Genomic DNA, 21,262 nt, shown 5'->3' with positions numbered 1-21,262 from the left:
TCAGCGGGTGGGGTTGGGGACGGGGTCAGCGGTGGGGACGTCGTCGTCCTCGTCGAACTCGCCCGTGCGACGGGCGATGAGCGAGAAGTCGAAGCTCTCGCGGTTGCGCAGGGTCAGCGCGACACACACGAGCGTGCTCACCGAGTACGCGACGAGCGAGGCGCTGAGGACCGTGTAGTCGTGGAGGAAGCCGATGCCGAAGGGCGCGACGACGACGGTCGCGAGCACCCCGACGACGAGAGCCACCCGGGTCCCGAAGAAGCCGAAGCACATGAGCCCCAGGACGACCCCGACGCCGATGACCGCGAGCACGTCGACGAGGAGGCCGATCGGCCCGGTCATCGGGACGAGCTCGAAGCGCACCGGGACGAACAGTGCGATCGCGCTGAGCGTCGCCGCCGTGAACGCCACGTTCGTCACCCGGCCCCAGTAGAAGCTGGCGATGACCGGGAAGACAAGGGCACCCCACAGCGCACCGACGAAGACGAGCAGATCCAGGATGTTGAGCTGGCCGCTGGCGAAGTACAGGCCCGCTCCCGTCGCCACGATCATCGTCACCCGCCCGACGAGCAGCATGGTGCGCGGGTCGGCCTTCTTCCGGCCGGCGACGTTCTGGCCGTAGACGTCGGCCATCATGATCGAGCTGAGGGCCGAGAGGTCGGAGTCCGCCGTGGAGGACAGCGCGCCGATGATCATGATGAAGAAGACGGCGAGCAGCACCGGCCCCAGGTAGGTGGCGGCCAGCTGCGGGATGAGGTTGTTGACGTCGCCCCCCGTCGGCTCGATCCCGAGGTAGAGCGCGATGACGCCGAGCATGCCGATCCCGATGATCGTCGCGCCGTAGCCGACGGTCGCCGTGACGAAGGTCGGCTTGATGAGGTCCTCACGGACGGCGAAGAGCCGCTGCGCGATCGTCTGGTTGCCGATCGCGTAGGCGAGGACCGCCGCGATGTAGGGCGCGCCCTGGTTGAGGAAGGCGTCGGAGGAGAAGAAGCTCTGCTGCTGCGGCGTGACGTTCGCGGCGCCCGCGGTGAAGAGCTCGGGCCCGCCCGCCGCGAAGAAGACGACGGGGATGATGACGACGACGGCGCCGAGCATCGCCATGACCTGGGTGAAGTCGGTGAGCACCGAGGCGCGGAAGCCGGACCACAGCGTGTAGAGCAGCACACCACCGGCGATCGTGACGATGCCCTGCTGGAAGCTGAACGGCGACAGCATCGCGACGAGCGCGCCGCCGGCGATGAAGTTCGAGGTGAGGCTGATGACGCTGCCCAGGACGTTGGAGCCGGCCAGCATGAGCTGGCTCGAGCGTCCGTGCCGGGCGTACATGACCTCGGCGAGCGTGTGGGCACGAGGGGCGACCTTCCGGATGCGCCGCCCGAAGGGGTAGATGAACAGGATCATCAGCGCGCCCCACAGCCCGTAGTGGATGGGCCCGGAGACGCCGTAGGTGTACCCGGCGGTGGCGGAGGCGTACATCGAGGAGGCCCAGATCCACGTCGCCGTCATCGACGCGGCGGAGACGCCGAAACCGATCTTCGAGCCGGCCGTCATGTAGTCGTCGGCGTTCTCCTTCTTCCTGCTGATGGTGAAGGAGATGAACAGGGTGCCGCCGTAGAAGAGGACGAGCAGGGCGATGATGAGGGGAGCACTCAGCTGGCCTGGAATTCCCTCGGGACTCATGGACTTCCTCTCCTCGGCGGGCCCCGGGCGGCCTCGCGGTTCTCCGGGCACGCGGGCGCGGCGGACTGCCGGAACCGCCTCACGGGGCGACCTCCGGGCATCCGTGCACACCGGGCGTGCGGCTCCCCGACATCGGGCCAGGAAGCCCGGTCAGCGTGCCCAGGCAAGCCCTCCAGCCGTCTGCGAGCGGGGGGCGCGGGCGCCGACCAACCCGAGGGACACTAGCAAGTTCGGTCAAAATTCCCTAAACGGCCGGCGAGAGTTCGGGCATGCGATCGCCGGTTTTCCGCACGACGACGCGGTGATCTGCCGCCCGGCGACCGTTCCTCAGGCGGGGGCGCGGTCGGGCGGGAAGCCGCCGGTGGCCACCGGCCCCCACCCGGTGACGGTGATCCGCAGCAGCGACTTGCCCTGGCGGCGCATGGCGTCGCGGTACTCGGCCCAGTCGGGGTGCTCGCCCGCGATGCAGCGGTAGTACTCGACCAGCCCGTTCTCGGCCTCGGGCGAGGGCATGTCCAGCACCTCCACGGTCCCGTCCACCTGCACCCACGCGTCGTCCCAGTCGTCGGAGAGCACGAGGACGGACGCCGCGGGGTTGCGCCGGAGGTTCACCGCCTTGGCGCGGTCCGGGTAGGTGGAGATGACGATCCTGCCCTCGGTGTCGACACCGCCGGAGACGGGCGAGAGCTGGGGGCGTCCGTCGGCCCGGCTGGTGAGCAGGACGAGGTGGTGCCGGTCCTGCACGAAGGCGAGGAGCTCCTCGCGGGTCACGCGGTCGGCGGTGGCGATGCGAGGCATGACGCCATCGTAGGTGCGGCGCGCAGGCTGCGCCGGGTCACTCCCCGCGCATCCCGAGGGCGAGCCACGAGCCGCCGAGCAGGAGACCGCCGAGCATGACCATGAGGCCCAGGCCCTCGGGGCCCGACTCCGGCAGCTCCGCGAGCGCCTCGACCGGCTCCATCACGTCCACGTCCTCCGCGGCCGGCTCGGGGGCGGCCGGAGGAACGGTGACCAGCGGTGCGGCGAGCGCGAGATGCCCGCCCGACTCCTCCGCCGGGTCGCGCGCCGGGACCTCGGCGGGCGCCTCGGCCACCGCCGGCGCCGGCGGCTCCTCAGGGGACGGAGCCGGCTCGGCCGTGGCGGGTGGCACGTCGGTGAGCACGAGAACCACCTCGACGGGGCCCCCCGCGCCCGGGACGGCCTCGACCGGGAGGCCGCCGACCTCGAGGCGGTGCCCCTCGGCGGCGGTGACGGTCAGGGTGACCGTGGCCTCGCCGTCGACGTACTCGGCCGTGACCGGGTGGATGCCGGCGTCGAGGACCTCGCCGGCGGCGTCGCGCACCACCTGGGTGGTGGCTTCGGGCACGACGACGGCGTCCTCACGCCCCTCGCCGTCGAGCGCGGTGGGGGCGACGAGCGCGGACGGGGCCCGGGGGTCGAGGACGGCGCGGACGAGGGAGGTCGTCCCGTCCGGCGCGAGCAGCGCGTGTCCGGGGGCGGCGACGACGGCGAGCACGAGCCGCTCGACGTCCGCGCCGAGAGCGGCGGCGCTGAGCTCGTACCAACCTCCGCCGGGCGACTCGACGAGCCGAGCGGCGGCGCCGAGCTCGTCGACGCGCACGCCGTCGACGAGCCAGGTGAAGCCTCCGTCCCCGAGAGGCAGGACGTAGCCGGGAGCGCCGTCGACGACGCCGCGGACAGGCTCGGGCACGACGACGAGAACGGGGCCGACCGGCTCCGTCTCCTCGCTGGGCGCCTCCTCCTCGGGCGCCTCCTCGGTCGGGCCGTCCTCGGCCGGTGGCTCCTCGTCCGGGCCGTCCTCGGCCGGCGGCTCCTCGACGGGCAGCTCGTCGAGCGGCGGCTCCTCAGCGGGAGGTTCGTCCACGGACGGTCCGTCCGCCGGAGGAACCGCCGGGCCGCCGTCCGTGGGACCGTCCGTGGGGTCGTCCCGGTCGGGCTGCTCCGGGACCTCGGGCTCGGGAGTCTCCTCGGTGGGAGCGCCGACAGGAGGAGCCGGGTCGGTCTCCGGCGGCTGGAGGTCGTCACCGGGAAGGGCGCTGCCGCCGGCGAGGAGGAGGGCCGCCGTGCCGGCAGCCCATCGGCTCGACCATGCGCTGGCGCTGATCACGGCGGGCTCCCCAGGGACGTCAGGCAGAAGGGGGCGCTGACGCGCCCACCGGACCTATCGGCAGGCTCGGGCCGACTTCAAGAGGTCGCGGCGAGCAGCTGGGCGAGGACCTCGCGGGCGCCGCGCCCACTTCCCCCACGTCGCCCCGGACCTGCGCCGGGGGGTGGCGGTGCAGGTACCGGGAGAACGCTGCCGGTGGCCGACGCACGAACGGCGGGGGCATCGCCGTCCGGGGCGACCTCCCGGCGGGTGGGGAGTGGCTCGAGGTCGGGGTCGGCGGCGATCGGCCTCAGGTACAGCCGTGCTCGCCTCATCGACCGTCTCCCTCAGCGGCTCCGTCCGCGAGTGGCCGATCCACTCCCGTGCCCAGTCCATCGGTCGCCGGTCCCACGAGTTGAGGCCTCGACGTGCGTCGTCGTGCTCGTCCCGAGGAGCGCGGCGTCGTCCCGCAGGTCGATCCCGCCGCCTTGCGGCAGGCTGGTCGGGGTGACCGTCCTGCTCCTGCTCGGTGGGTTCGCCGTCCTCGTCGTCGGCGGCGAGCTGCTCGTGCGCGGGGCGGGGGCGCTGGCGCGCTCCTTCGGGATGTCCCGGCTGGTCGTCGGCCTGACGGTGGTCTCCTTCGCCACGTCGGCGCCCGAGCTCGCTGTCACGGTGGACGCGAGCCTGTCCGGCAGCCCCGGGCTGGCCGTCGGGAACGTCGTGGGCAGCAACATCACCAACGTCCTGCTCGTCCTCGGCGCGGCCGGCCTGATCCTGCCGGTCGCCGTGCACCGCCCGGTCATCCGGCAGGACGTCCCGGTGATGGTCGGGATGTCGGTGCTGCTCCTCCTCCTCAGCCTCGGGGGCTCGGTGAGCAGGCTCGACGGCCTCGTGCTGCTGGCCCTCCTCGTCGGATACGTCGCGTGGCGCGTCGTCGCCACCCGCGGCAGCAACCACGACACTGACGACGACACGCCGGCCCGCCCGGGGAGCCCCTGGCTGAACGCTCTCCTCGTCGCCGTCGGTGTCGCGCTGCTCGTCGTCGGGGCGCGGTGGCTCGTCGTCGGCGCCACGGACGTCGCCACCGCCCTCGGCCTCAGCGAGCTCGTCATCGGCCTGACGGTCGTCGCCGTGGGCACCTCTCTGCCCGAGCTGGCGACATCGGTCATCGCCGCGCTCCGCGGGAACGTGGAGATGGCGGTGGGAAACGTCGTGGGGAGCAACATCTTCAACATCGGCGCCGTCATGGGCATCGCGGCTGGTCTCTCGCCCGGCGGCGTCCCGGTGGAGCCCGGAGCCGTGCGCTTCGACCTCCCGGTGATGATCGCCGTCGCCCTCGCCCTGCTGCCCGTAGCCTTCACCGGCTTCTGCGTGGCGCGCTGGGAGGCGGCGCTGTTCGTGGCCTACTACGTCGCCTACGTCGTCTACCTCCTGCTCGACTCCGCCGGCCATGACGCCCTGCCACAGTTCAGCAGCGTCATGCTCCTCTTCGTCATCCCGATCACCGTGCTCACCCTCGTGGTCCTCACGAGCTACGAGGTCGGGCTGCGCCGCGGGCGCCGTACCGCCGGAGGTGACGAGGCCCGACGTGCCGGGTCGTCAGGGTGACCGAGGGCGAGGAGCGAGGGCCGCGCCGAGACGGACAACGAAGACCCGGCCTCCTTGGTGGTGGCGGCGAACTGGCCGCCGACCGGGGAGCCTGCTGGTGGCGTGCCTGGGTCTCGTTGCTCACACCCCGCCTGTGTGCGGCGTGCCGGGTTGGGCACAGCGAAGGGCCCCTCCGGCTGGTGTGCCGGAGGGGCCCAGGTGTCGCTAGCTGCCGGTCAGATGACCTGGTCGCGGCGTCCGCGCAGGACCAACCACGCGGCCAGGATGAGGCTGCTGCTGACGGCTGCGAGGGCGCCGGCCTGACCGGCGCCGGTGTCGGCGAGCTTGTCCGTCTCGCCGACCTTCGGCGCGCCAGGCGGGTCGCCTGCGTCAGCGGGCTTGCCACCGGTGGGCGGGGTGTCCTCGTCGCTGTCGTCCACGGGGGTGATGACGACGGGAGTGGTGCCCCCGTCGTTGCTGTCACCGGTGTCGGGCGTGCCGGGCTCGCCTTCCCCGTCGCCGGGCGTGGAACCCTCGTCCTCACCGGTCTCCTCGTCCTCGTCGTCTCCGCCCTCCGGGCCGGGGACGTCGGTGAACGTGAGCTCGACGTGGAAGATGGCTGCCTCGCCGGGCTCAGAGTCGCCGACCTCGCCGCCGAAGGTGAGGCGGTAGCCAGGCAGCGCCGTGGCGAAGAGCCACTCGGAGGCGACGCCGTCGACGTACTCAGCGGTCACCGGGTAGGTGCCCGGAGCCACGGGGGTCTCGTCGATGTCGAGGAACACCAGGCCCGGGACGTCGGGGATCGTGTAGGAGTCCTCACGGCCCGGGCCGTCGTTCACGGTCGGGGCGGCGATCTCCGCGTCCTGGCGGGAGTCGTGGACGTACACGGTCTCGGCCGGCTCTCCCCCGCCGGTCGACAGGGTGTACCCGTCGTGGGCGCGGGCGGCGATGACGATGTCGTCGATGCTGTCGACCTCGAGGGTCTCGGTCGTCACCTGGTAGAGGCCACCGGTGGTCGCGACGGAGAAGCCGCCGCCGGGTGCGGGCACGAAGTTCGCCCAGCCGTGCTCGGCGAGGGTTGCGACGTCGGTGCCGTTGACGAACCAGTCGAAGCCGCCGCTGAACTGCGGAAGGGCGTAGCCCTCGGCGCCGTCGACGACGATGCGCTCGACGGCGGGCAGGTCGACCACGACGGGATCGTCGCTGCCAGGCTGCTCGTCGCCGTCGCCCGGGTCTTCGCCGTCGCCCGGGTCGACCGGCTCAGGAGTGGGCACCTGGCGATAGAGGGCGGCGGAGGTGTCGTACAGGCCCGGGGTGAAGTCGTAGAAGCCGGGGATGTCGTACCCCTCCTGCACGAGGACGTCGACCTCGTAGAAGACCGCGGTCCCGTGGTTGCTGGTGTACGCCTCCACCGGGACGGAATAGGTGCCCGCCGGCCACTCCTCGCCGTCGATGACGTAGGTGATGCCGCGTGCCTCACCGAGGATGAGGTAGTCGGTCTCCAGGCCCGGGTTGTCGACAGCGGAGACGTTCGGCAGGTCGGCGACGAGCTCCTTGGTGAAGCGCGCCTCGAAGCCCTTGGACTCGGCTCCGTCGAAGTAGTACCCCGCGAGCGGGGATGCCGAGACGAACACCGAGTAGCGGTCCTCACCGTCGTCGGTGGCCCGCTCCCCGATGAGGTAGGTGCCAGGGTCGACCTCGGAAAGGTGGCCGATCTGGTAGCGCAGCCCCTCGACGTCGGGGATGACGACGGCGTCGTTCTCGGTGCCGTCGAGGTCGATGATCTCGGGGTTGACGAACTCGATGAGCTGCTCCTCCCCGCGGTCCTCGGAGTACTCGTCCCCGCGGAACGGGAGGGTCAGGTCGCGGCCGTCGTCGTCGCCGTTCAGCACGTAGCCCGCCAGGACCTCCACGCGCACGGGCACCGAGTAGCTGATCCACTCGGGGTCGCCGTTGTAGAAGTGGCCGACGTTGTGGGTGCCGGGGGCGGCGGGCTCGTGTCCGGTGCCGATGTAGTACTGCAGGCCCGGCGCGTCGGGGATGATGACGACGTCGCCTGTGTGCCCGGGGGCGTCGTGGCGGGTGGGCGCCACGAAGTCCACCGTGGTGAGCTCCTCGGCGTCGGTGAAGACCTTCGTCCACTCCGACCGCTGCTCGTCCCACTCGGGCTGGGGGCGGAAGCCCTCGGCGACGACGACGCGCATGTGGATGGTCGCCTTGCCGTCGACGTACTCGGCGAACTGCCTCGCCCGCCATGTGGCGCCGTACAGGGGCACCCACTCGTCGTCGACCTTCACCTGGTACTCCAGCCCGTGGTGGAGGATGAAGGAGATCGTGTCGTCCTCGGTGCCGGGCAGATCCTTGAAGGTCGGCGGCACAGGGAGGGACGCCTCGCGCCAGTAGTCCGGCAGCTCCTCGGTGTCCTCGACCTCGCTGGCGTCGTCCTTGCCGGGGCCATTGCCCACGTACTTGGGCAGCCCGTCGCCGGAGCCGGTGTCGGTCTCCTCCTCGCCGGGATCGGCGGGCTCTTCGGCGGTCGGGGTGTCGGGCTCCTCGGTAGGCTGCGGCTCGACCGTCTCCTCGAGGAGCGGGTCGGGCTCGGCGTCGGTCTCGTCGGCGGGAGCCGGCTCGGTGTCGGACTCCGCGGCGCTCGGCTCGGTGTCCTCGGGCTCCGGAGCCTCAGGCACCTCGGTGTCGGAGGGCGTCTGGTCCTCCTCGAGCTCGGCGTCGCCCTCCTCGGCTGCGTCCTCCTGCTCCAGCACCGCCACTGCGGCGCCCTCGGGCTGTGCCTCGGCGGCACCGATGGCTGGGGTCGCCACGCTTCCGGCGACCAGGACACCGGCCAGACCGGCCGCCCACATGCGCGTTCGTTTCATCGTGTTCCCGGGCGAGTCCTTGCCCGGCTCCCTTCTGACAGGTCGAGCCCTGGTGGCTCGATCTGGTGAAGACGGACCCTCGCCTGCCCCTATGCGTGCGATGTCACCGATAGCGTGACGCCGCCCACTGTGCGGATCGGCAGTGGGGCAAGACCGTTGAGGAGCCTGGGCGCCGCTCTTGTGGAGGGGATGACGCCCGCGCGCACACAACCTGGTCAGCTCTCCACTCGAGACCGCACGAGACACGGTGCGGACGTCGATGCCCAGGACAGTCGCCACTTCCTCTCTCGTCACACCCTTGGTCGAGGCCCGGAGGCTGCCCAGGTCTGTGATCGCGGTGTTGGTCGTAGCGAGGCCTGCGCCGTGTCGTGCCTTCAGGGCAGGCCTTCATGGCCCGACCGGGCGGATGTCTGCACAACGACGTGCACACCACGGGAACGTGAAACGGCGGGACCCCAGGCTTGCCCTAGGATCCCGCCGCTTCCTGCTGTGCGCGAGGGGGGAGTTGAACCCCCACGCCCTTTCGGGCACACGGACCTGAACCGTGCGCGTCTGCCTATTCCGCCACTCGCGCGTTGTACAGCGTGGACGAGATTAGCACGGGGCCGGGACGACGGACGACGCCGTCGCCCGCAGGGAGAGGCGTCTCACAACAGGGTGCCCTGGGGTGCCGCATCGAGCCGTGAATGCGTCAGGCGCGATGCACAATCGTTACGATCATGAGGGTCGTGGGAGGAGGTGTACCGATGGGAACACTCGATCGCTTCGAGAAGAAGGTCGAGAACGCGGTGAACAACGTGTTCGCCAAGGCGTTCCGCAGCGAGGTCAAACCGGTCGAGATCGCGAGCGCGATCCGCCGGGACATGGACGACCGCGCCGCCGCCGTGTCACGTGACCGCACTGTCGTGCCCAACGAGTTCACGGTGCGCCTGAGCCCCTCCGACCGTGAGCGTGTGGACGACTGGGGCGCCGACGCGCTCGCCGAGGAGATGGTCGCCGCCGCCACCGCGCACGCCGACTCCCAGCACTACGCCTTCGTCGGCCCGGTGCGGGTGCACTTCGAGACGGACGAGTCCGTGAGCACCGGCCGCCTCGGTGTCACCTCGGCCACCCGTCGCGGCTCCACCGCACCCGCGACGTCGACTGCGGCCTCCACCCGCCACCCCATCATCGACATCGACGGTCAGCGCTACCTCCTCACCGGCCCGGTCACCGTGCTGGGCCGCGGAACCGAGGCGGACGTCGTCGTCGACGACACCGGCGTCTCCCGCCGCCACCTCGAGCTGCGGGTCACGCCGGCCGGCACCGTCGCCACGGACCTCGGCTCGACCAACGGCACCTTCGTCGAGGGGCACCGGGTGCAGGCCGCCACCCTGCTGGACGGCAACACCATCACGATCGGCCGTACCCGGATCATGTTCTGGAACGGCGCCGCAGACGACGAGGGTGGCTGACCATGACCGAGCTGGCCGTGACCCTCCTGCGCCTGAGCTACCTGCTCCTGCTGTGGGTCCTCGTCCTCGGCGCGCTCGCCGTGCTGCGCCGCGACATCTTCGGCACGAGGATCACCCGCCGCCGCTCGCGCGGCGACGCCCAGCGCGGCAACCGGTCCACGCCGGCCGCACCCAGGCGGCCCACTCGCTCGACCCCGACGCGCCTCGTCGTCACGCAGGGCCCGCTCACCGGTACGACGATGCCGCTGGGGCCCTCGGCCGTCGTCGTCGGTCGCGCGCCTGGCTCCACCCTCGTCCTCGACGACGACTACTCCTCCGGGCGGCACGCCCGCTTCTACCCGCAGGACGGCGCCTGGTGGGTGGAGGACCTCGGCTCGACGAACGGCACCTACGTCGGTGACCAGCGCCTGACCCAGCCCGTGCAGCTGACCGCCGGCACTCCCGTGCGCGTCGGGCAGACCGTCCTCGAGCTGCAGCGCTGAGCCCATGCCACTGACTGCCAACTACGCCGCCCGCTCCGACGTCGGGCTCGTGCGCTCGAGCAACCAGGACTCCGGTTACGCCGGCCCCTACCTGCTCGTCCTCGCCGACGGCATGGGCGGGCCGGCCGGCGGCGACATCGCCTCCTCCGTCGCGCTGGCCCACCTCGTCCACCTCGACGACGACCACCCGCCCGCGGATGAGCTCCTCCCCAGCCTGCGTGACGCGGTCTCCGCCGCCCACGCCGACCTCGAGGAGCGAGCAGAGGCCGATCCGGAGCTCGCCGGGCTCGGCACCACCTGCATCGCCCTCCTGCGCTCGGGCAACAAGATCGCCATGGTGCACATCGGCGACTCCCGCGCCTACCTCCTGCGGGACGGCGAGCTCACGCAGGTCACCACCGACCACACCTTCGTGCAGCACCTCGTCGAGACGGGACGGCTGAGCCCCGAGCAGGCCGAGCGCCACCCGCAGCGCTCGGTGCTCCTGCGCGTGCTCGGCGACACCGACGGGGACGTCATCCTCGACGAGTCGGTCCGCGAGGTGCGTGTCGGTGACCGCTGGCTGCTGTGCTCCGACGGGCTGTCCGGTGTCGTCAGCACCGAGACCATCGCCGAGACCCTCGTTCGCGTGACCGACCCCGGTCGCTGCGCCGAGGAGCTCATCGACCTCGCACTCCGCGGCGGCGGGCCAGACAACGTCACCTGCGTCGTCGCCGACTTCCTCGACTCCGACGACCTGCCCGCCGGTCTCGTCCCCGCCTCGGGTCCGCAGGTGGTCGGCGCGGCCGCCACGGACCGCCTCCGCGGCACCCGCGGCACCTCCGGCGCCGCCGGGCGGGCCGCCGCCCTCTCCCCCACCTCCCCGTCACCCGACGAGGACGACCCCGAGCCGCCCCGTCGGCGGCGGTGGATCGGGCGCACCCTCCTCACCCTGCTCGTGCTCGCGCTGGTCGGCGCCGGCGGGTGGCTCGGCTACCGGTGGACCCAGACCCAGTACTTCCTCGCGCCCGAGGGCGAGGTGGTGACGATCTATCGCGGCATCCCCCAGGAGCTCGGACCGCTGACCCTGTCCGCCGTCCACTCGCGCACCGACCTGCGCCTGGACGAGCTGCCCGGCTACGCGCGCGACCGCCTCGAGGCGACGATCACCGTCTCCTCGCTCGATCAGGCCCAGGACCGCGTGGCAGAGCTGCGCGACGAGGTACGTCCGGCCGAGCCGGCGCCCACGCCGTCCACCACCCGCTCCCCGAGCCCTACGTCCACGCCGACGGCGGAGGCCGGCTGATGGCGATCGTCAGCCAGCAGCCCGGCCGCCGGGGACGCGGCGTCGAGCTCGTCCTCCTCCTGCTCGGCCTGGCCATCGGCCTGTACGCCTACCTCCAGGTGGGACTGGCGACGGAGGGCACCCCACCCGCGGGCATCGTCACCCAGGCGGGGGTGCTCGTCGTCCTGGCCCTCGCCACGCACGTCGTCCTGCGGTGGCGCGCACCCTACGCCGACCCCGTCATCCTGCCGGTGGCCGTCGCCCTCAACGGCCTCGGCCTGGCGATGATCCACCGCATCGACATCGCCGAGGACAGTGCCTTCGCCTCCCGCCAGGTGCTGTGGACGATGCTCGGGATCGCGGCGGCCGTGGCCGTCGTCATCGCGCTGCGCGACCACCGGCTGCTGCGGCGCTACACGTACCTGTCGATGATCGTCGGCCTGGTCATGCTGCTCCTGCCGCTCCTGCCGGGGCTGGGCCGCACGATCAACGGCGCCCGCATCTGGATCTCCCTCGGCTCGATGTCCTTCCAGCCGGCCGAGCTCGCCAAGGTCCTGCTCGCCGTCTTCTTCGCCGGCTACCTCGTGACCAACCGCGACACCCTGGCACTGGCCGGCCGGCGCGTGCTCGGCCTGCAGCTGCCCCGGGTGCGCGACCTCGGCCCGATCCTCCTCGCCTGGGCCGTGGCGCTGGTCGTCCTCGTCTTCCAGCGGGACCTCGGCACCGCGCTGCTGTTCTTCGCGCTCTTCGTCGCCATGCTCTACGTCGCCACCGAGCGGGTGAGCTGGGTGCTCATCGGCCTGCTCCTCTTCGGCGGCGCCGCGGCGCTGGCCGCCACCGCGCTCGGGCACGTGAGCGACCGCTTCGACGTGTGGCTGAACGCGCTGGACCCCGACATCTACTCCCGTGAGTTCGGCGGCTCCTACCAGGTCGTCCAGGGCCTGTTCGGGATGGCGTCCGGCGGGCTCATGGGCACCGGCTGGGGCCAGGGCCGGCCGGACATCGTGCCCTACGCCCAGTCGGACTTCATCATCGCCTCGCTCGGTGAGGAGCTCGGACTCACCGGCCTGCTGGCGATCCTCCTCATGTACCTCGTCCTCGCCCAGCGCGGCATGCGGGCGGCCATCGGGGTGCGCGACGGCTTCGGGACCCTGCTCGCCTCCGGCCTGTCCTTCGTCGTCGCCTTCCAGTGCTTCGTCGTCGTCGGCGGTGTCACCCGCCTCATCCCCCTCACCGGCCTCACGATGCCGTTCCTCGCGCAGGGCGGCTCCTCGCTCGTGGTCAACTGGGTGATCGTCGCGCTCCTGCTGCGCATCTCCGACGCCGCCCGGCGCCCGGTCGCGATGAGCGGGGACCTGCCGATCGGGCCGCTCGACACGAGCGGTGACGTCGCCGAGGTGAGCTTCCGCCCCACCGGCGACGACGCGAACCCCACCGAGGTGGTGAGGCTCTCGTGAACACGCCCGTCCGGCGGCTGACGACCATCGTCGCGCTCATGTTCCTCGCCCTCATGATGGCCGCGACGTCCGTCCAGTTCGTCCAGGCCCCCTCCCTCAACGCCGACGGCCGCAACGTCCGCACGATCTACCGCGAGTACGGCCAGGACCGCGGCCCCATCATCGTCGCCGGGGAGGCGGTCGCCTCCTCCACGCCGGTCGACACCGCCTACGGCTACCAGCGCGGCTACGCCGAGCCGTTCCTGTACGCGCACACGACGGGCTACTTCGCGGCCGCCCTCAGCTCGATGACCGGTATGGAGCAGGCCGCCAACGGCGTCCTCGGCGGCACCGCCGACTCACTCGCCGTCCAGCGCATCCAGGACCTCGTCACCGGCCGCCAGCCGCAGGGCGGGTCCGTCGAGCTCACCCTCGACCCCGCCGCCCAGCAGGCCGCGTGGGACGCCCTGGGCGACCAGCGCGGCTCCGTCGTCGCCCTGGACACACGCACCGGCGCGATCCTCGCCTCGGTCTCCAAGCCGAGCTTCGACCCCAACGACCTCGCCACCCACGACGCGGCCGCCGCGCAGCAGGCCTACGACACGCTGCTCGCCGACCCGGCGGACCCGCTGGTCAACCGCGCCATCGCCGGTGACCTGTACGCGCCCGGCTCCTCCTTCAAGGTCGTCACGGTCGCCGCCGCGATCGAGGACCAGGACCTGGAGGCGGACAGCCCGGTGCCGTCCCCCGCCGAGCTCCAGCTGCCGCAGTCCACCCAGGTGGTCAACAACCCCGGCGGGATCGCCTGCACGTCCGAGGACACCGCTCCGCTGCGGTACACGATGGAGCAGTCCTGCAACACGACCTTCGCCCAGCTGGGGATGGACCTGGGGGCGGAGCGGCTCGCCGAGCAGGCCGAAGCCTTCGGCTTCGGCCAGGAGCTGCGCATCCCGTTGCGGGTCACGCCGTCCACCTTCCCCGCGGACATGGACGCCGCGCAGACCGCCATGTCCGCGATCGGCCAGCTCAACGTGCGGGTGACCCCGCTGCAGATGGCGATGGTGTCCCAGGCGATCGCCAACGGCGGGGAGCAGCTGCAGCCCCATCTCGTGGCGACCGAGCGCAACGCCGACCTCGAGGTCGTCGCCACCACCGAGCCCACCGTGCTGCGCCAGTCCGTCACCCCGGAGACGGCGCAGGTGCTGACCGAACTCATGACGAGCGTCGTGGCCGACGGGACCGGCAGCGCCGCCCAGCTGCCGGGTATCGCCGTCGCCGGCAAGACCGGCACGGCGCAGAGTGGCACCGACGCGCCCCCGCACGCATGGTTCACCTCCTTCGCACCGGCCGACGACCCGCAGGTGGCGGTCGCCGTCGTCGTCGAGAACGGCGGCATCGAGGGTGACGTCGCGTCCGGGGGGACGACCGCGGCACCGATCGCGCGCGAGGTTCTCGCCGCGCTGCTGGCGGACTGACCATGGCGATACGGGCCGGCCACCTCCTCCGTGAGCGTTACGAGCTCACCGACCGCATCGCCGTCGGCGGCATGGGTGAGGTGTGGCGCGCCCGCGACCTCCTCCTGGGCCGCACCGTCGCGGCCAAGGTGCTGCGCGAGGACCTCCTCGGGGACGCCGCGTCCCTCGCGCGCCTGCGCGCCGAGGCCCGCAACGCCAGCGGCGTCGTCCACCCCAACGTCGCGGTGCTGCTGGACTACGGGGAGCAGGACGGCGGTGGGTTCCTCGTCATGGAGTACGTGCCCGGCGAGCCGCTGTCGCAGGTGCTCGGGCGGGAGGGCACCCTGTCCCCCGCGCAGCTGCTGCCCGTGCTCGCCCAGTGCGCCGACGGCCTGCACGCCGCCCACCAGGCCGGGGTGGTCCACCGGGACGTCAAGCCGTCCAACATCCTGGTGATGGACGACGGCACCGCCAAGCTCACCGACTTCGGCATCTCCCTCGGCGCGGGACAGCCGGCGCTCACGGCCGCCGGGATGGTCATGGGCACCGCCCAGTACCTGCCGCCCGAGCTGGCCATGGGCCGCCCCGCCCGGCCCGCCGGGGACGTCTACGCCCTGGGCGTCATCGCCTACGAGGCCCTCGCCGGCCGGCGCCCGTTCACCGGCCCCACCCAGGTGGACATCGCGATGGCGCACGTGTCGACGCCCCTGCCGCCGCTGCCCGACGACGTGCCCCCGCCCGTCCGTGAGCTCGTCACGGCGCTGCTCGCCAAGGACCCGGCCGAGCGCCCTCCCTCCGCCGCGGCCGTCGCCCGGTGGATGAGGGCTCTCGTCGCCGCCGACGACGCCACCCCCTCCGCGGACGTCGTCCCGCCCTCGCCACCACCGAGCCGCCCCGAGCGCCGGTGGCGGCGCCCCACGTGGGCGGAGCTGGCCGCCGACCGGCTCTGGCTCACCGTCGTGGGCGCCGGCCTCGCGCTCGCCGCGGTGCTGGCGCTGACCCTCGGTACCCTTGCCCTGGGCGGGGACCAGCCGGCGAGCAGCAGCCCGGAGACTCGAGCCGAACGACTGACAGTGAGGAACCGCTAGTGGTGGACGAAGTACCCAAGGTGCTCGCCGGACGTTACGAGGTCCGCGAGCTCATCGGTCGCGGCGGCATGGCCGAGGTCTACATCGGCTACGACAACCGGCTCTCGCGGACGGTCGCGATCAAGGTGCTCCGCTCCGACCTCGCGCGCGACCCCACCTTCCAGGCCCGCTTCCGCCGCGAGGCGCAGTCCGCCGCGTCCCTCAACCACCCCGCGATCGTCTCCGTCTACGACACCGGCGAGGACGACGTCGTCACCTCCGCGGGCGAGCGCGCCCACGTCCCGTACATCGTCATGGAGTACGTCGAGGGCCACACCGTGCGGTCCCTCCTCACCGACGGCTCGGCCGTCCCCATCGACGAGGCGAGCGAGATCGTCATCGGGGTGCTGTCCGCGCTGGCGTACTCCCACCGCGAGGGCATCGTCCACCGGGACATCAAGCCCGGGAACGTCATGCTCACCCCCACCGGCCAGGTCAAGGTCATGGACTTCGGCATCGCCCGCGCGATGGCCGACTCCGCGGCCACCATGACCCAGACCCACGCCGTCGTCGGCACGGCACAGTACCTCTCGCCCGAGCAGGCGCGCGGCGAGGTCGTCGACGCCCGCTCCGACATCTACTCCACCGGCTGCCTCCTGTACGAGCTGCTCACCGGTCAGCCGCCCTTCAGCGGTGACTCCGCCGTCGCGGTGGCCTACCAGCACGTCCGCGAGATCCCCAAGCCGCCGAGCGAGGTCGCCTCCGACATCCCTGAGGCGCTGGACCGCATCGTCCTCAAGTCGCTGGCCAAGGACCGCGAGGACCGCTACCCCGACGCCACCGCGATGCGCAGCGACCTCGAGGCCGCGCTGCGTGGCGGCGCCGTGAGCGCGCCGGCCACGAGCACGTGGGCCGCCGCCGCTGCCGCCGCGAGCCAGCCCACCACCGTCATGGGGGCCAGCCCGGCTGCCACCCAGGCGATGCCGGCCGCCCGCACGCGCACCGCCGTCGCCGCCGAGGAGGACGCGGAGGAGGACCGGCGCTCCCCGTGGTGGGTGTGGCTGCTCGTGCTCGTCGGCCTCCTCGCCGCGGCCGGTGTGGCCTACCTGCTCCTCACGAGGGACGACGCGGACGAGCCCGTCGCGCCGGCCACCGTCACCGTGCCCGAGCTCGAGGGCATGGACCAGACCGAGGCCCGGGAGGCCGTGGAGGAGGAGGGACTCACCTTCGCCATCGGGGACCCGGAGTTCTCCGCCGAGATCGAGCCCGGCCTCTTCGTCAGCTCCGACCCGGAGGTCGGCGCGACGGTCGAGGAGGGTGAGACGGTCACCGTCAGCTTCTCCTCGGGCCCCGAGGCCGTGGAGATGCCCGACGTCATCGGCCTGAGCCAGCGCCAGGCGCAGGACCAGCTCTCCGAGCAGGAGCTGGGGATCCCCGTCCGCATCACCTACCGGCCCATCAACGATCCCGACTACGAGCAGGACCGCGTCGCCCAGACCGAGCCGGAGGCCGGCGTGGCCATCGAGCCCGACTCCGAGGTGGTCCTCCACATCGCGACCGGCAACGTCGAGGTTCCGGACTTCGCCAGCGACCCCTCAGGCGATCCGACGACGTTCGAGGAGGCGCGCGACGCGCTCGCCGAGCTCGGGATCTCCGTCACCCGCACCGCGCGGGAGACCGGCGACTTCGAACCCGGCACGGTCCTCGAGCAGAGCCGCTCCGGCACCGTGCCGAGGTTGACGTCGATCGAGCTCGTCGTCGCAGAGCCCGCCCCGGAGCCGCCGCCCGAGCCCACGACCCCGTCCGACGACGAGCCCCCGAGCGACGAGGAGCCGCCGCCCGAGGACGAGCCCACCGACGAGGAGACCTCCGCGGTCGGCCCCGGCAACAGCGACTTCGGCCGCGACCAGGGCCGCGGCAACGGACCCTGATCCGCAGCCTCGCGCACAGACGCACGAACGGTCACGCTCGACGCCCCCGACGGGGCTGCCGTTCGTGCGTTCACGGGTGGCCGGGATGCTCGCCCGCCGCGACGGGCGCCCCCGAGACGGCGCGCCTCGACAGCCGAGCGCCTGAGTGTGGACCTGTGGACCGCTGAGGGCCAGAACGCCACACCCTGAGCCCGCGGGGCGGGCGCGGGCGGCGCTACGCGCGGACGAGGGGCGCCAGGCCGGCGCTGCGGGCCGTCGCCTCGGCGTCGCCCGTGACGGTCAGCCAGGTCGCCAGCAGCCGGTGCCCGTGCTCGGTGAGCACCGACTCCGGATGGAACTGCACCCCATGGAGCGGCAGCTCCCGGTGCTGCAGGCCCATGACGACGCCCCCGGCCGTCGTCGCGGTGACGACGAGCTCCTCCGGCACTGTCGAGGTCTCGACCGCGAGGGAGTGGTAGCGGGTGGCCGTGAAGGGCGAGGGCAGGCCGGCGAACACGCCGGAACCGTCGTGCTCCACCGGCGAGGTCTTGCCGTGCATGAGCTCGGCGGCGTGGGTGACCGTGCCCCCGTAGAGCTCCCCGAGCGCCTGGTGCCCCAGGCACACCCCGAGCATCGGCACGCGGTGCTCGGCGCAGCGCTCGATGACCTCGAGGCTCGCCCCGGCCTCCTTGGGGGTGCCCGGTCCCGGAGAGACGAGGACGCCGTCGAAGTCCCGCGGGTCGGCGGTCACGTCGTCGTTGCGCTGCACGAGGGTGCTCGCGCCGAGCTGCTCGAGGTAGCCGACGATCGTCCAGACGAAGCTGTCGTAGTTGTCCACGACCAGGATCCGGGTCATGTGCCGTCCTCGATCGTCGTCTCGTTGAAGGGCATGTAGGGGGCGATCTCCGGGAAGAGCCACGTGAAGCAGGCGTAGACGACCGCCGCCGCGAGCAGGAGCGCGAGGATGACCCGGAACCACACGGGCCCCGGCAGGACCCGCCACAGTGCGCCGTACATCAGCGTCCCTCCTCGAGCAGCTCGGCCGGCTTGCCGTCGCTCTTGTCGATCCAGTACTGGAACTCGCCGTAGGTGATCCACCGCTCGGCCGCGGAGAACAGCGGGTGGCAGGTGGTCAGGGTGATCATCCGCTCGGTGGGCGCCACGCCCGGCTCGTTCGGCACGGGCGCGATGACCTCCACCTGGGAGGGGTGGACGATCTCGGTGTCCGTCACCTCGTAGACGAGGTAGGCGTCGGTCGTCTCCACGATGAGGGAGTCACCGACGACGATCTGCTCGATCTCCCGGTACGGCGCGCCGTAGGACTGCCGGTGGGCCGCCGTGGCGAAGTTGCCGGTCTCGCCCGGCAGCTGGCTGTCCGGGTAGTGCCCGATGTAGCCCTCGTTGAGGACGTCGCCCAGCCCCACGCCGTGGGCGATGGTGACGCGGTAGTCGTCGCCGAGCCGCGGGATGTACATCGTGCCCAGCAGCTCTCCCTCCGCGACGGCGTCGGGGATCGGCGGCGGGTCGGTGCGCCGCTCGCCCTCCTGGGGCGGTGCCTCGATGGTGTTCTCGCGCTTGTCCCACTCCTGGAGCACCTCGGCCTGGTAGCTGTGCGCCTCGACGTCGGTCCACCACAGCTGCCACACGACGAACAGGCCGAGGAGCACACCCGCGGTGATCATGAGCTCGCCGACGACACCGACGAGCGTGGAGAAGAAACCCCGCTTCTGGCGGCGCGGCCGGGCACGGCGCGGCGGCTCGTTGCCGTCCTGCTGCCAGGGCAGCTCCTCGAGCTGGTCGAGCGTGGCCATCACGGGGTCCTTTGTCGGTGGAAGTGTCCAGGTCGAGGGTAGTTCACCCGGCCTGGGCGTGGTTCAGACGCAGCGACCCGGTGTAGGCGGGCATGTCGATCGTCTCGGACTCCTCGAAGGACCACCCCAGTCCCACGCTGTCGACGTACTGCAGGTAGACGGCCACGCCCGGCGAGGTCTCCACCGCGTCGCGCAGGGCGTCCGGGTCGCCGATGGCGGAGATCCGGTAGGGCGGGGAGTAGTGCCGCCCGTGGAGGAGCAGGACGTTGCCGACGCAGCGCACCGACGACGTCGCCGTGATGCGCTGGTCCTGGATCATCATCGCCTCCGCCCCGCCGGACCACAGGGCGTTGATGACCGCCTCGAGGTCCTGCTGGTGGACGACGAGGTCGTCGGGGTGCAGGCCGCTGGCGGTGAGGTCGGGCGGCGCGGGCGCGTCCCAGAGCTCGACGACGACCCCAGGACCTGTCACGGGCAGCCGTCCGGCCGCGAGGGCGGCGAGGTCGCTGCCCGTGGCGTCCGGCTCGGTCGCCGGCTGCTGGGCCGCGACGAGCGCGTCGCGCTGCTTGCGCAGGGCGGCGACCTCGGCCTCGTTGTCCTCCAGGCGCGCCGTCTCGACCCGGGCGAGGTCGACGAGGTTGGTCGGGGAACGGTCCGCGTCGTCCTCGAGGAGCGTCGCGCTGGTCGCGAAGAGGAGGCCCGCGAGAGCCGCGACGAGCCCGACGGCGACGGACCCGCGTCGGCGGTCGGGTGTACCTGGCTCGGACATCCTCACCTCCCGGTCAACACGTTGGCCCCCACAGACGTTCCCGACCACTACGCTAAGGGAGGTGCCGCGGCCTCGAAAGGGCGGCGACGCCCCCGTACAGAACCGAGGTACCGCCAGCCGGGCGGAACACCCGAAGGAGAGCTGACAGTGCCGGAGTCCAAGCGCCGCAAGAAGAAGGCGACGTACACGCCCCCGACCGCGCCCGCCGAGGCCAAGGAGAGCCCTCGCTGGTGGGTGCCGACCGCCGTCGTCCTCATGGTCGTGGGGATGCTGTGGGTGGTGGTCACCTACATCGTCCAGGCCGCCGGCCCGATCCCGGGTATCGGCAACCTCAACCTGGCGATCGGCTTCGTCGTCCTGCTCGTCGGGTTCCTCATGACCCTGCGCTGGCGCTGAGGCCAGCCGCGTCGCGAGCGCCGGTTCCCTCTGGGGAGCCGGCGCTCCGTCGTCCCACCACGTTGCCCACAGCTGTGGAGCAACCTGTGGAGAACTACACCGGTGTAAGTCCACAGGTGTGCACAAGCCTGTGGAGAACTACACCCGTGTAAGTCTCAGGTGATCGCGTACTTCGCGACGGCCAGCGCGACGACGACGAGGGCCACGAGCACCGTGGCCGCCACACCCGTGGCGGTCTGCCTGCTGCGCGGCGCGTACACGTACGCCGCAGCCAGCAGCGCACCAGTCACCAGCCCACCGAGGTGGGCCTGCCAGGCGATGTTCGGGATGGTGAAGCCGATGACGGTGTTGATGACGATGAGGACGAGGATCTGCGTCGTGTCCCGGCCCAGGCGGCGTAGCGCCAGCCCCACGGCGCCGAAGAGCCCGAACACCGCACCCGAGGCACCGACCACCGGGGTGATCCACTCGATCTCGTACGGGGAGGCGAAGAGCAGCACCCCGACCGAGCCACCGACGGCGCTGACGAGGTAGAGCGCGGCGAAGCGCCAGCGACCCAGGGCCGGCTCGAGCACGGAACCGACGATCCACAGCGCGTACATGTTGACGGCCAGGTGGAGGAAGCCGCCGTGGAGGAACGCCGCGGACAGGAACCTGTAGGGCTCGCTCTCCCCGGCGAAGGGCACGAAGACGAGCGGCACCCGTGCGTCCGCCGCCCGGAGCACCACGTAGGCGACGAGGCACAGCGCGATGATCGCCATCGTCACGACCGGTCGCCCCTCGCGGGCGCGCCCGCCGAAGACGGTGCGCCGGGTGGGCAGGGCGGACTGGGCGCGGGCGACGCAGTCCACGCACTGCACCCCTACCGCTGCGGGCCGTTGGCACTCGGGGCAGACGGGGCGGTTGCAGCGCTGGCACCTGACGTAGGAGACCCGGTCAGGGTGCCGCGGGCAGGCCGGTGCCGCC

General features: G+C 72.2%; 18 protein-coding genes and 1 tRNA gene. 9 read left to right on the top strand and 10 right to left on the bottom strand.

The window, feature by feature from the left end; translation table 11 throughout:
• From DSZ44_RS14805 to DSZ44_RS18875, 3 genes are all read right to left on the bottom strand, one after another.
• On the bottom strand, positions 1-1,683 hold the full coding sequence (locus DSZ44_RS14805; RefSeq protein ID WP_110853399.1) for a sodium:solute symporter family protein: 1,683 nt from the start codon (positions 1,681-1,683) through the stop codon (positions 1-3).
• Positions 1,684-2,010: 327 nt separating this feature from the next.
• On the bottom strand, positions 2,011-2,481 hold the full coding sequence (locus DSZ44_RS14800; RefSeq protein ID WP_110853398.1) for a PPOX class F420-dependent oxidoreductase: 471 nt from the start codon (positions 2,479-2,481) through the stop codon (positions 2,011-2,013).
• Positions 2,482-2,518: 37 nt separating this feature from the next.
• Positions 2,519-3,811, bottom strand: a complete 1,293-nt coding sequence (locus tag DSZ44_RS18875; RefSeq protein WP_110853397.1) for a hypothetical protein — start codon at positions 3,809-3,811, stop codon at positions 2,519-2,521.
• Positions 3,812-4,297: 486 nt separating this feature from the next.
• Between DSZ44_RS18875 and DSZ44_RS18870 the strand changes: the two genes are divergently transcribed.
• Positions 4,298-5,398, top strand: coding sequence for a calcium/sodium antiporter (locus DSZ44_RS18870; RefSeq protein ID WP_309146721.1), 1,101 nt, complete (start codon positions 4,298-4,300; stop codon positions 5,396-5,398).
• 215 nt (positions 5,399-5,613) lie between these two features.
• Here DSZ44_RS18870 and DSZ44_RS14785 read toward each other — a convergent pair whose 3' ends face one another.
• A complete protein-coding gene (locus DSZ44_RS14785) occupies positions 5,614-8,253 on the bottom strand; it encodes a hypothetical protein (protein WP_146237576.1) in 2,640 nt (879 codons plus the stop codon).
• A gap of 490 nt (positions 8,254-8,743) precedes the next feature.
• Positions 8,744-8,827, bottom strand: a tRNA-Leu gene (locus tag DSZ44_RS14780).
• Between the two features lie 172 nt (positions 8,828-8,999).
• Between DSZ44_RS14780 and DSZ44_RS14775 the strand changes: the two genes are divergently transcribed.
• The 7 genes from DSZ44_RS14775 to pknB are packed head-to-tail and all read left to right on the top strand — an operon-like array spanning position 9,000 to position 17,341.
• On the top strand, positions 9,000-9,707 hold the full coding sequence (locus DSZ44_RS14775; RefSeq protein ID WP_110853395.1) for an FHA domain-containing protein: 708 nt from the start codon (positions 9,000-9,002) through the stop codon (positions 9,705-9,707).
• Between the two features lie 2 nt (positions 9,708-9,709).
• Positions 9,710-10,189: an FHA domain-containing protein FhaB/FipA gene (locus tag DSZ44_RS14770; RefSeq protein ID WP_110853394.1), complete on the top strand. Its 480-nt coding sequence runs from the start codon at positions 9,710-9,712 to the stop codon at positions 10,187-10,189.
• A 4-nt stretch (positions 10,190-10,193) separates the two neighbouring features.
• Positions 10,194-11,474 carry a PP2C family protein-serine/threonine phosphatase gene (locus DSZ44_RS14765; protein WP_110853393.1) on the top strand — a complete coding sequence of 427 codons (1,281 nt, stop codon included), beginning with the start codon at positions 10,194-10,196 and terminating at the stop codon, positions 11,472-11,474.
• Positions 11,474-12,910, top strand: a complete 1,437-nt coding sequence (locus tag DSZ44_RS14760) for an FtsW/RodA/SpoVE family cell cycle protein (protein ID WP_110853392.1) — start codon at positions 11,474-11,476, stop codon at positions 12,908-12,910. Before DSZ44_RS14765 ends, DSZ44_RS14760 begins: the two co-directional genes overlap by 1 nt.
• Positions 12,907-14,364 carry a peptidoglycan D,D-transpeptidase FtsI family protein gene (locus tag DSZ44_RS14755; RefSeq protein ID WP_110853391.1) on the top strand — a complete coding sequence of 486 codons (1,458 nt, stop codon included), beginning with the start codon at positions 12,907-12,909 and terminating at the stop codon, positions 14,362-14,364. The genes DSZ44_RS14760 and DSZ44_RS14755 overlap by 4 nt, the downstream gene beginning before the upstream one ends.
• A gap of 2 nt (positions 14,365-14,366) precedes the next feature.
• Positions 14,367-15,431 carry a serine/threonine-protein kinase gene (locus DSZ44_RS14750; RefSeq protein ID WP_110853390.1) on the top strand — a complete coding sequence of 355 codons (1,065 nt, stop codon included), beginning with the start codon at positions 14,367-14,369 and terminating at the stop codon, positions 15,429-15,431.
• 2 nt (positions 15,432-15,433) lie between these two features.
• A complete protein-coding gene (gene pknB / locus DSZ44_RS14745) occupies positions 15,434-17,341 on the top strand; it encodes a Stk1 family PASTA domain-containing Ser/Thr kinase (protein WP_110853445.1) in 1,908 nt (635 codons plus the stop codon).
• A gap of 214 nt (positions 17,342-17,555) precedes the next feature.
• Here the strand turns inward: pknB and DSZ44_RS14740 are convergent, their stop codons facing one another.
• From DSZ44_RS14740 to DSZ44_RS14730, 4 genes are read right to left on the bottom strand one after another with little or no spacing between them, the layout of a single operon-like run.
• Positions 17,556-18,176 carry an aminodeoxychorismate/anthranilate synthase component II gene (locus tag DSZ44_RS14740; protein ID WP_110853389.1) on the bottom strand — a complete coding sequence of 207 codons (621 nt, stop codon included), beginning with the start codon at positions 18,174-18,176 and terminating at the stop codon, positions 17,556-17,558.
• The gene (locus DSZ44_RS18400) at positions 18,173-18,337 is read right to left on the bottom strand and encodes a hypothetical protein (RefSeq protein ID WP_181424663.1); all 165 of its coding nucleotides are present in this window, start codon (positions 18,335-18,337) and stop codon (positions 18,173-18,175) included. Before DSZ44_RS18400 ends, DSZ44_RS14740 begins: the two co-directional genes overlap by 4 nt.
• Positions 18,337-19,131, bottom strand: a complete 795-nt coding sequence (locus DSZ44_RS14735) for a class E sortase (RefSeq protein WP_110853388.1) — start codon at positions 19,129-19,131, stop codon at positions 18,337-18,339. The genes DSZ44_RS18400 and DSZ44_RS14735 overlap by 1 nt, the downstream gene beginning before the upstream one ends.
• A 43-nt stretch (positions 19,132-19,174) precedes the next feature.
• On the bottom strand, positions 19,175-19,900 hold the full coding sequence (locus DSZ44_RS14730; RefSeq protein ID WP_110853387.1) for a DUF881 domain-containing protein: 726 nt from the start codon (positions 19,898-19,900) through the stop codon (positions 19,175-19,177).
• Between the two features lie 147 nt (positions 19,901-20,047).
• On the opposite strand from DSZ44_RS14730, the gene DSZ44_RS14725 reads away from it, so the two are divergent.
• Positions 20,048-20,296 carry a cell division protein CrgA gene (locus tag DSZ44_RS14725; protein WP_110853386.1) on the top strand — a complete coding sequence of 83 codons (249 nt, stop codon included), beginning with the start codon at positions 20,048-20,050 and terminating at the stop codon, positions 20,294-20,296.
• Between the two features lie 155 nt (positions 20,297-20,451).
• Here the strand turns inward: DSZ44_RS14725 and DSZ44_RS14720 are convergent, their stop codons facing one another.
• Positions 20,452-21,147 (bottom strand): rhomboid family intramembrane serine protease, encoded by a 696-nt coding sequence (locus tag DSZ44_RS14720; protein ID WP_309146720.1) that lies wholly within the window; start codon positions 21,145-21,147, stop codon positions 20,452-20,454.
• Between the last annotated feature and the right edge of the window lie 115 nt (positions 21,148-21,262).

The sequence above is a fragment of the Georgenia satyanarayanai genome (assembly GCF_900116375.1).
In the GTDB taxonomy this organism is placed as follows: Bacteria; Actinomycetota; Actinomycetes; order Actinomycetales; family Actinomycetaceae; genus Oceanitalea; species Oceanitalea nanhaiensis.
The sequence above is the reverse complement of the archived record's forward strand: the minus strand, read 5'-3'. Positions and strand labels throughout refer to the sequence as shown.

Coding starts and splice junctions, on each gene's coding strand:
- DSZ44_RS14800 (WP_110853398.1), bottom strand. CDS start 2,481: ATGCCTCGCATCGCCACCGCCGACCGCGTGACCCGCGAGGAGCTCCTC.
- DSZ44_RS14805 (WP_110853399.1), bottom strand. CDS start 1,683: ATGAGTCCCGAGGGAATTCCAGGCCAGCTGAGTGCTCCCCTCATCATC.
- DSZ44_RS14765 (WP_110853393.1), top strand. CDS start 10,194: ATGCCACTGACTGCCAACTACGCCGCCCGCTCCGACGTCGGGCTCGTG.
- DSZ44_RS14785 (WP_146237576.1), bottom strand. CDS start 8,253: ATGAAACGAACGCGCATGTGGGCGGCCGGTCTGGCCGGTGTCCTGGTC.
- DSZ44_RS14735 (WP_110853388.1), bottom strand. CDS start 19,131: ATGGCCACGCTCGACCAGCTCGAGGAGCTGCCCTGGCAGCAGGACGGC.
- DSZ44_RS14760 (WP_110853392.1), top strand. CDS start 11,474: ATGGCGATCGTCAGCCAGCAGCCCGGCCGCCGGGGACGCGGCGTCGAG.
- DSZ44_RS18400 (WP_181424663.1), bottom strand. CDS start 18,337: ATGTACGGCGCACTGTGGCGGGTCCTGCCGGGGCCCGTGTGGTTCCGG.
- DSZ44_RS14750 (WP_110853390.1), top strand. CDS start 14,367: ATGGCGATACGGGCCGGCCACCTCCTCCGTGAGCGTTACGAGCTCACC.
- DSZ44_RS14775 (WP_110853395.1), top strand. CDS start 9,000: ATGGGAACACTCGATCGCTTCGAGAAGAAGGTCGAGAACGCGGTGAAC.
- DSZ44_RS14740 (WP_110853389.1), bottom strand. CDS start 18,176: ATGACCCGGATCCTGGTCGTGGACAACTACGACAGCTTCGTCTGGACG.
- DSZ44_RS14770 (WP_110853394.1), top strand. CDS start 9,710: ATGACCGAGCTGGCCGTGACCCTCCTGCGCCTGAGCTACCTGCTCCTG.
- DSZ44_RS14730 (WP_110853387.1), bottom strand. CDS start 19,900: ATGTCCGAGCCAGGTACACCCGACCGCCGACGCGGGTCCGTCGCCGTC.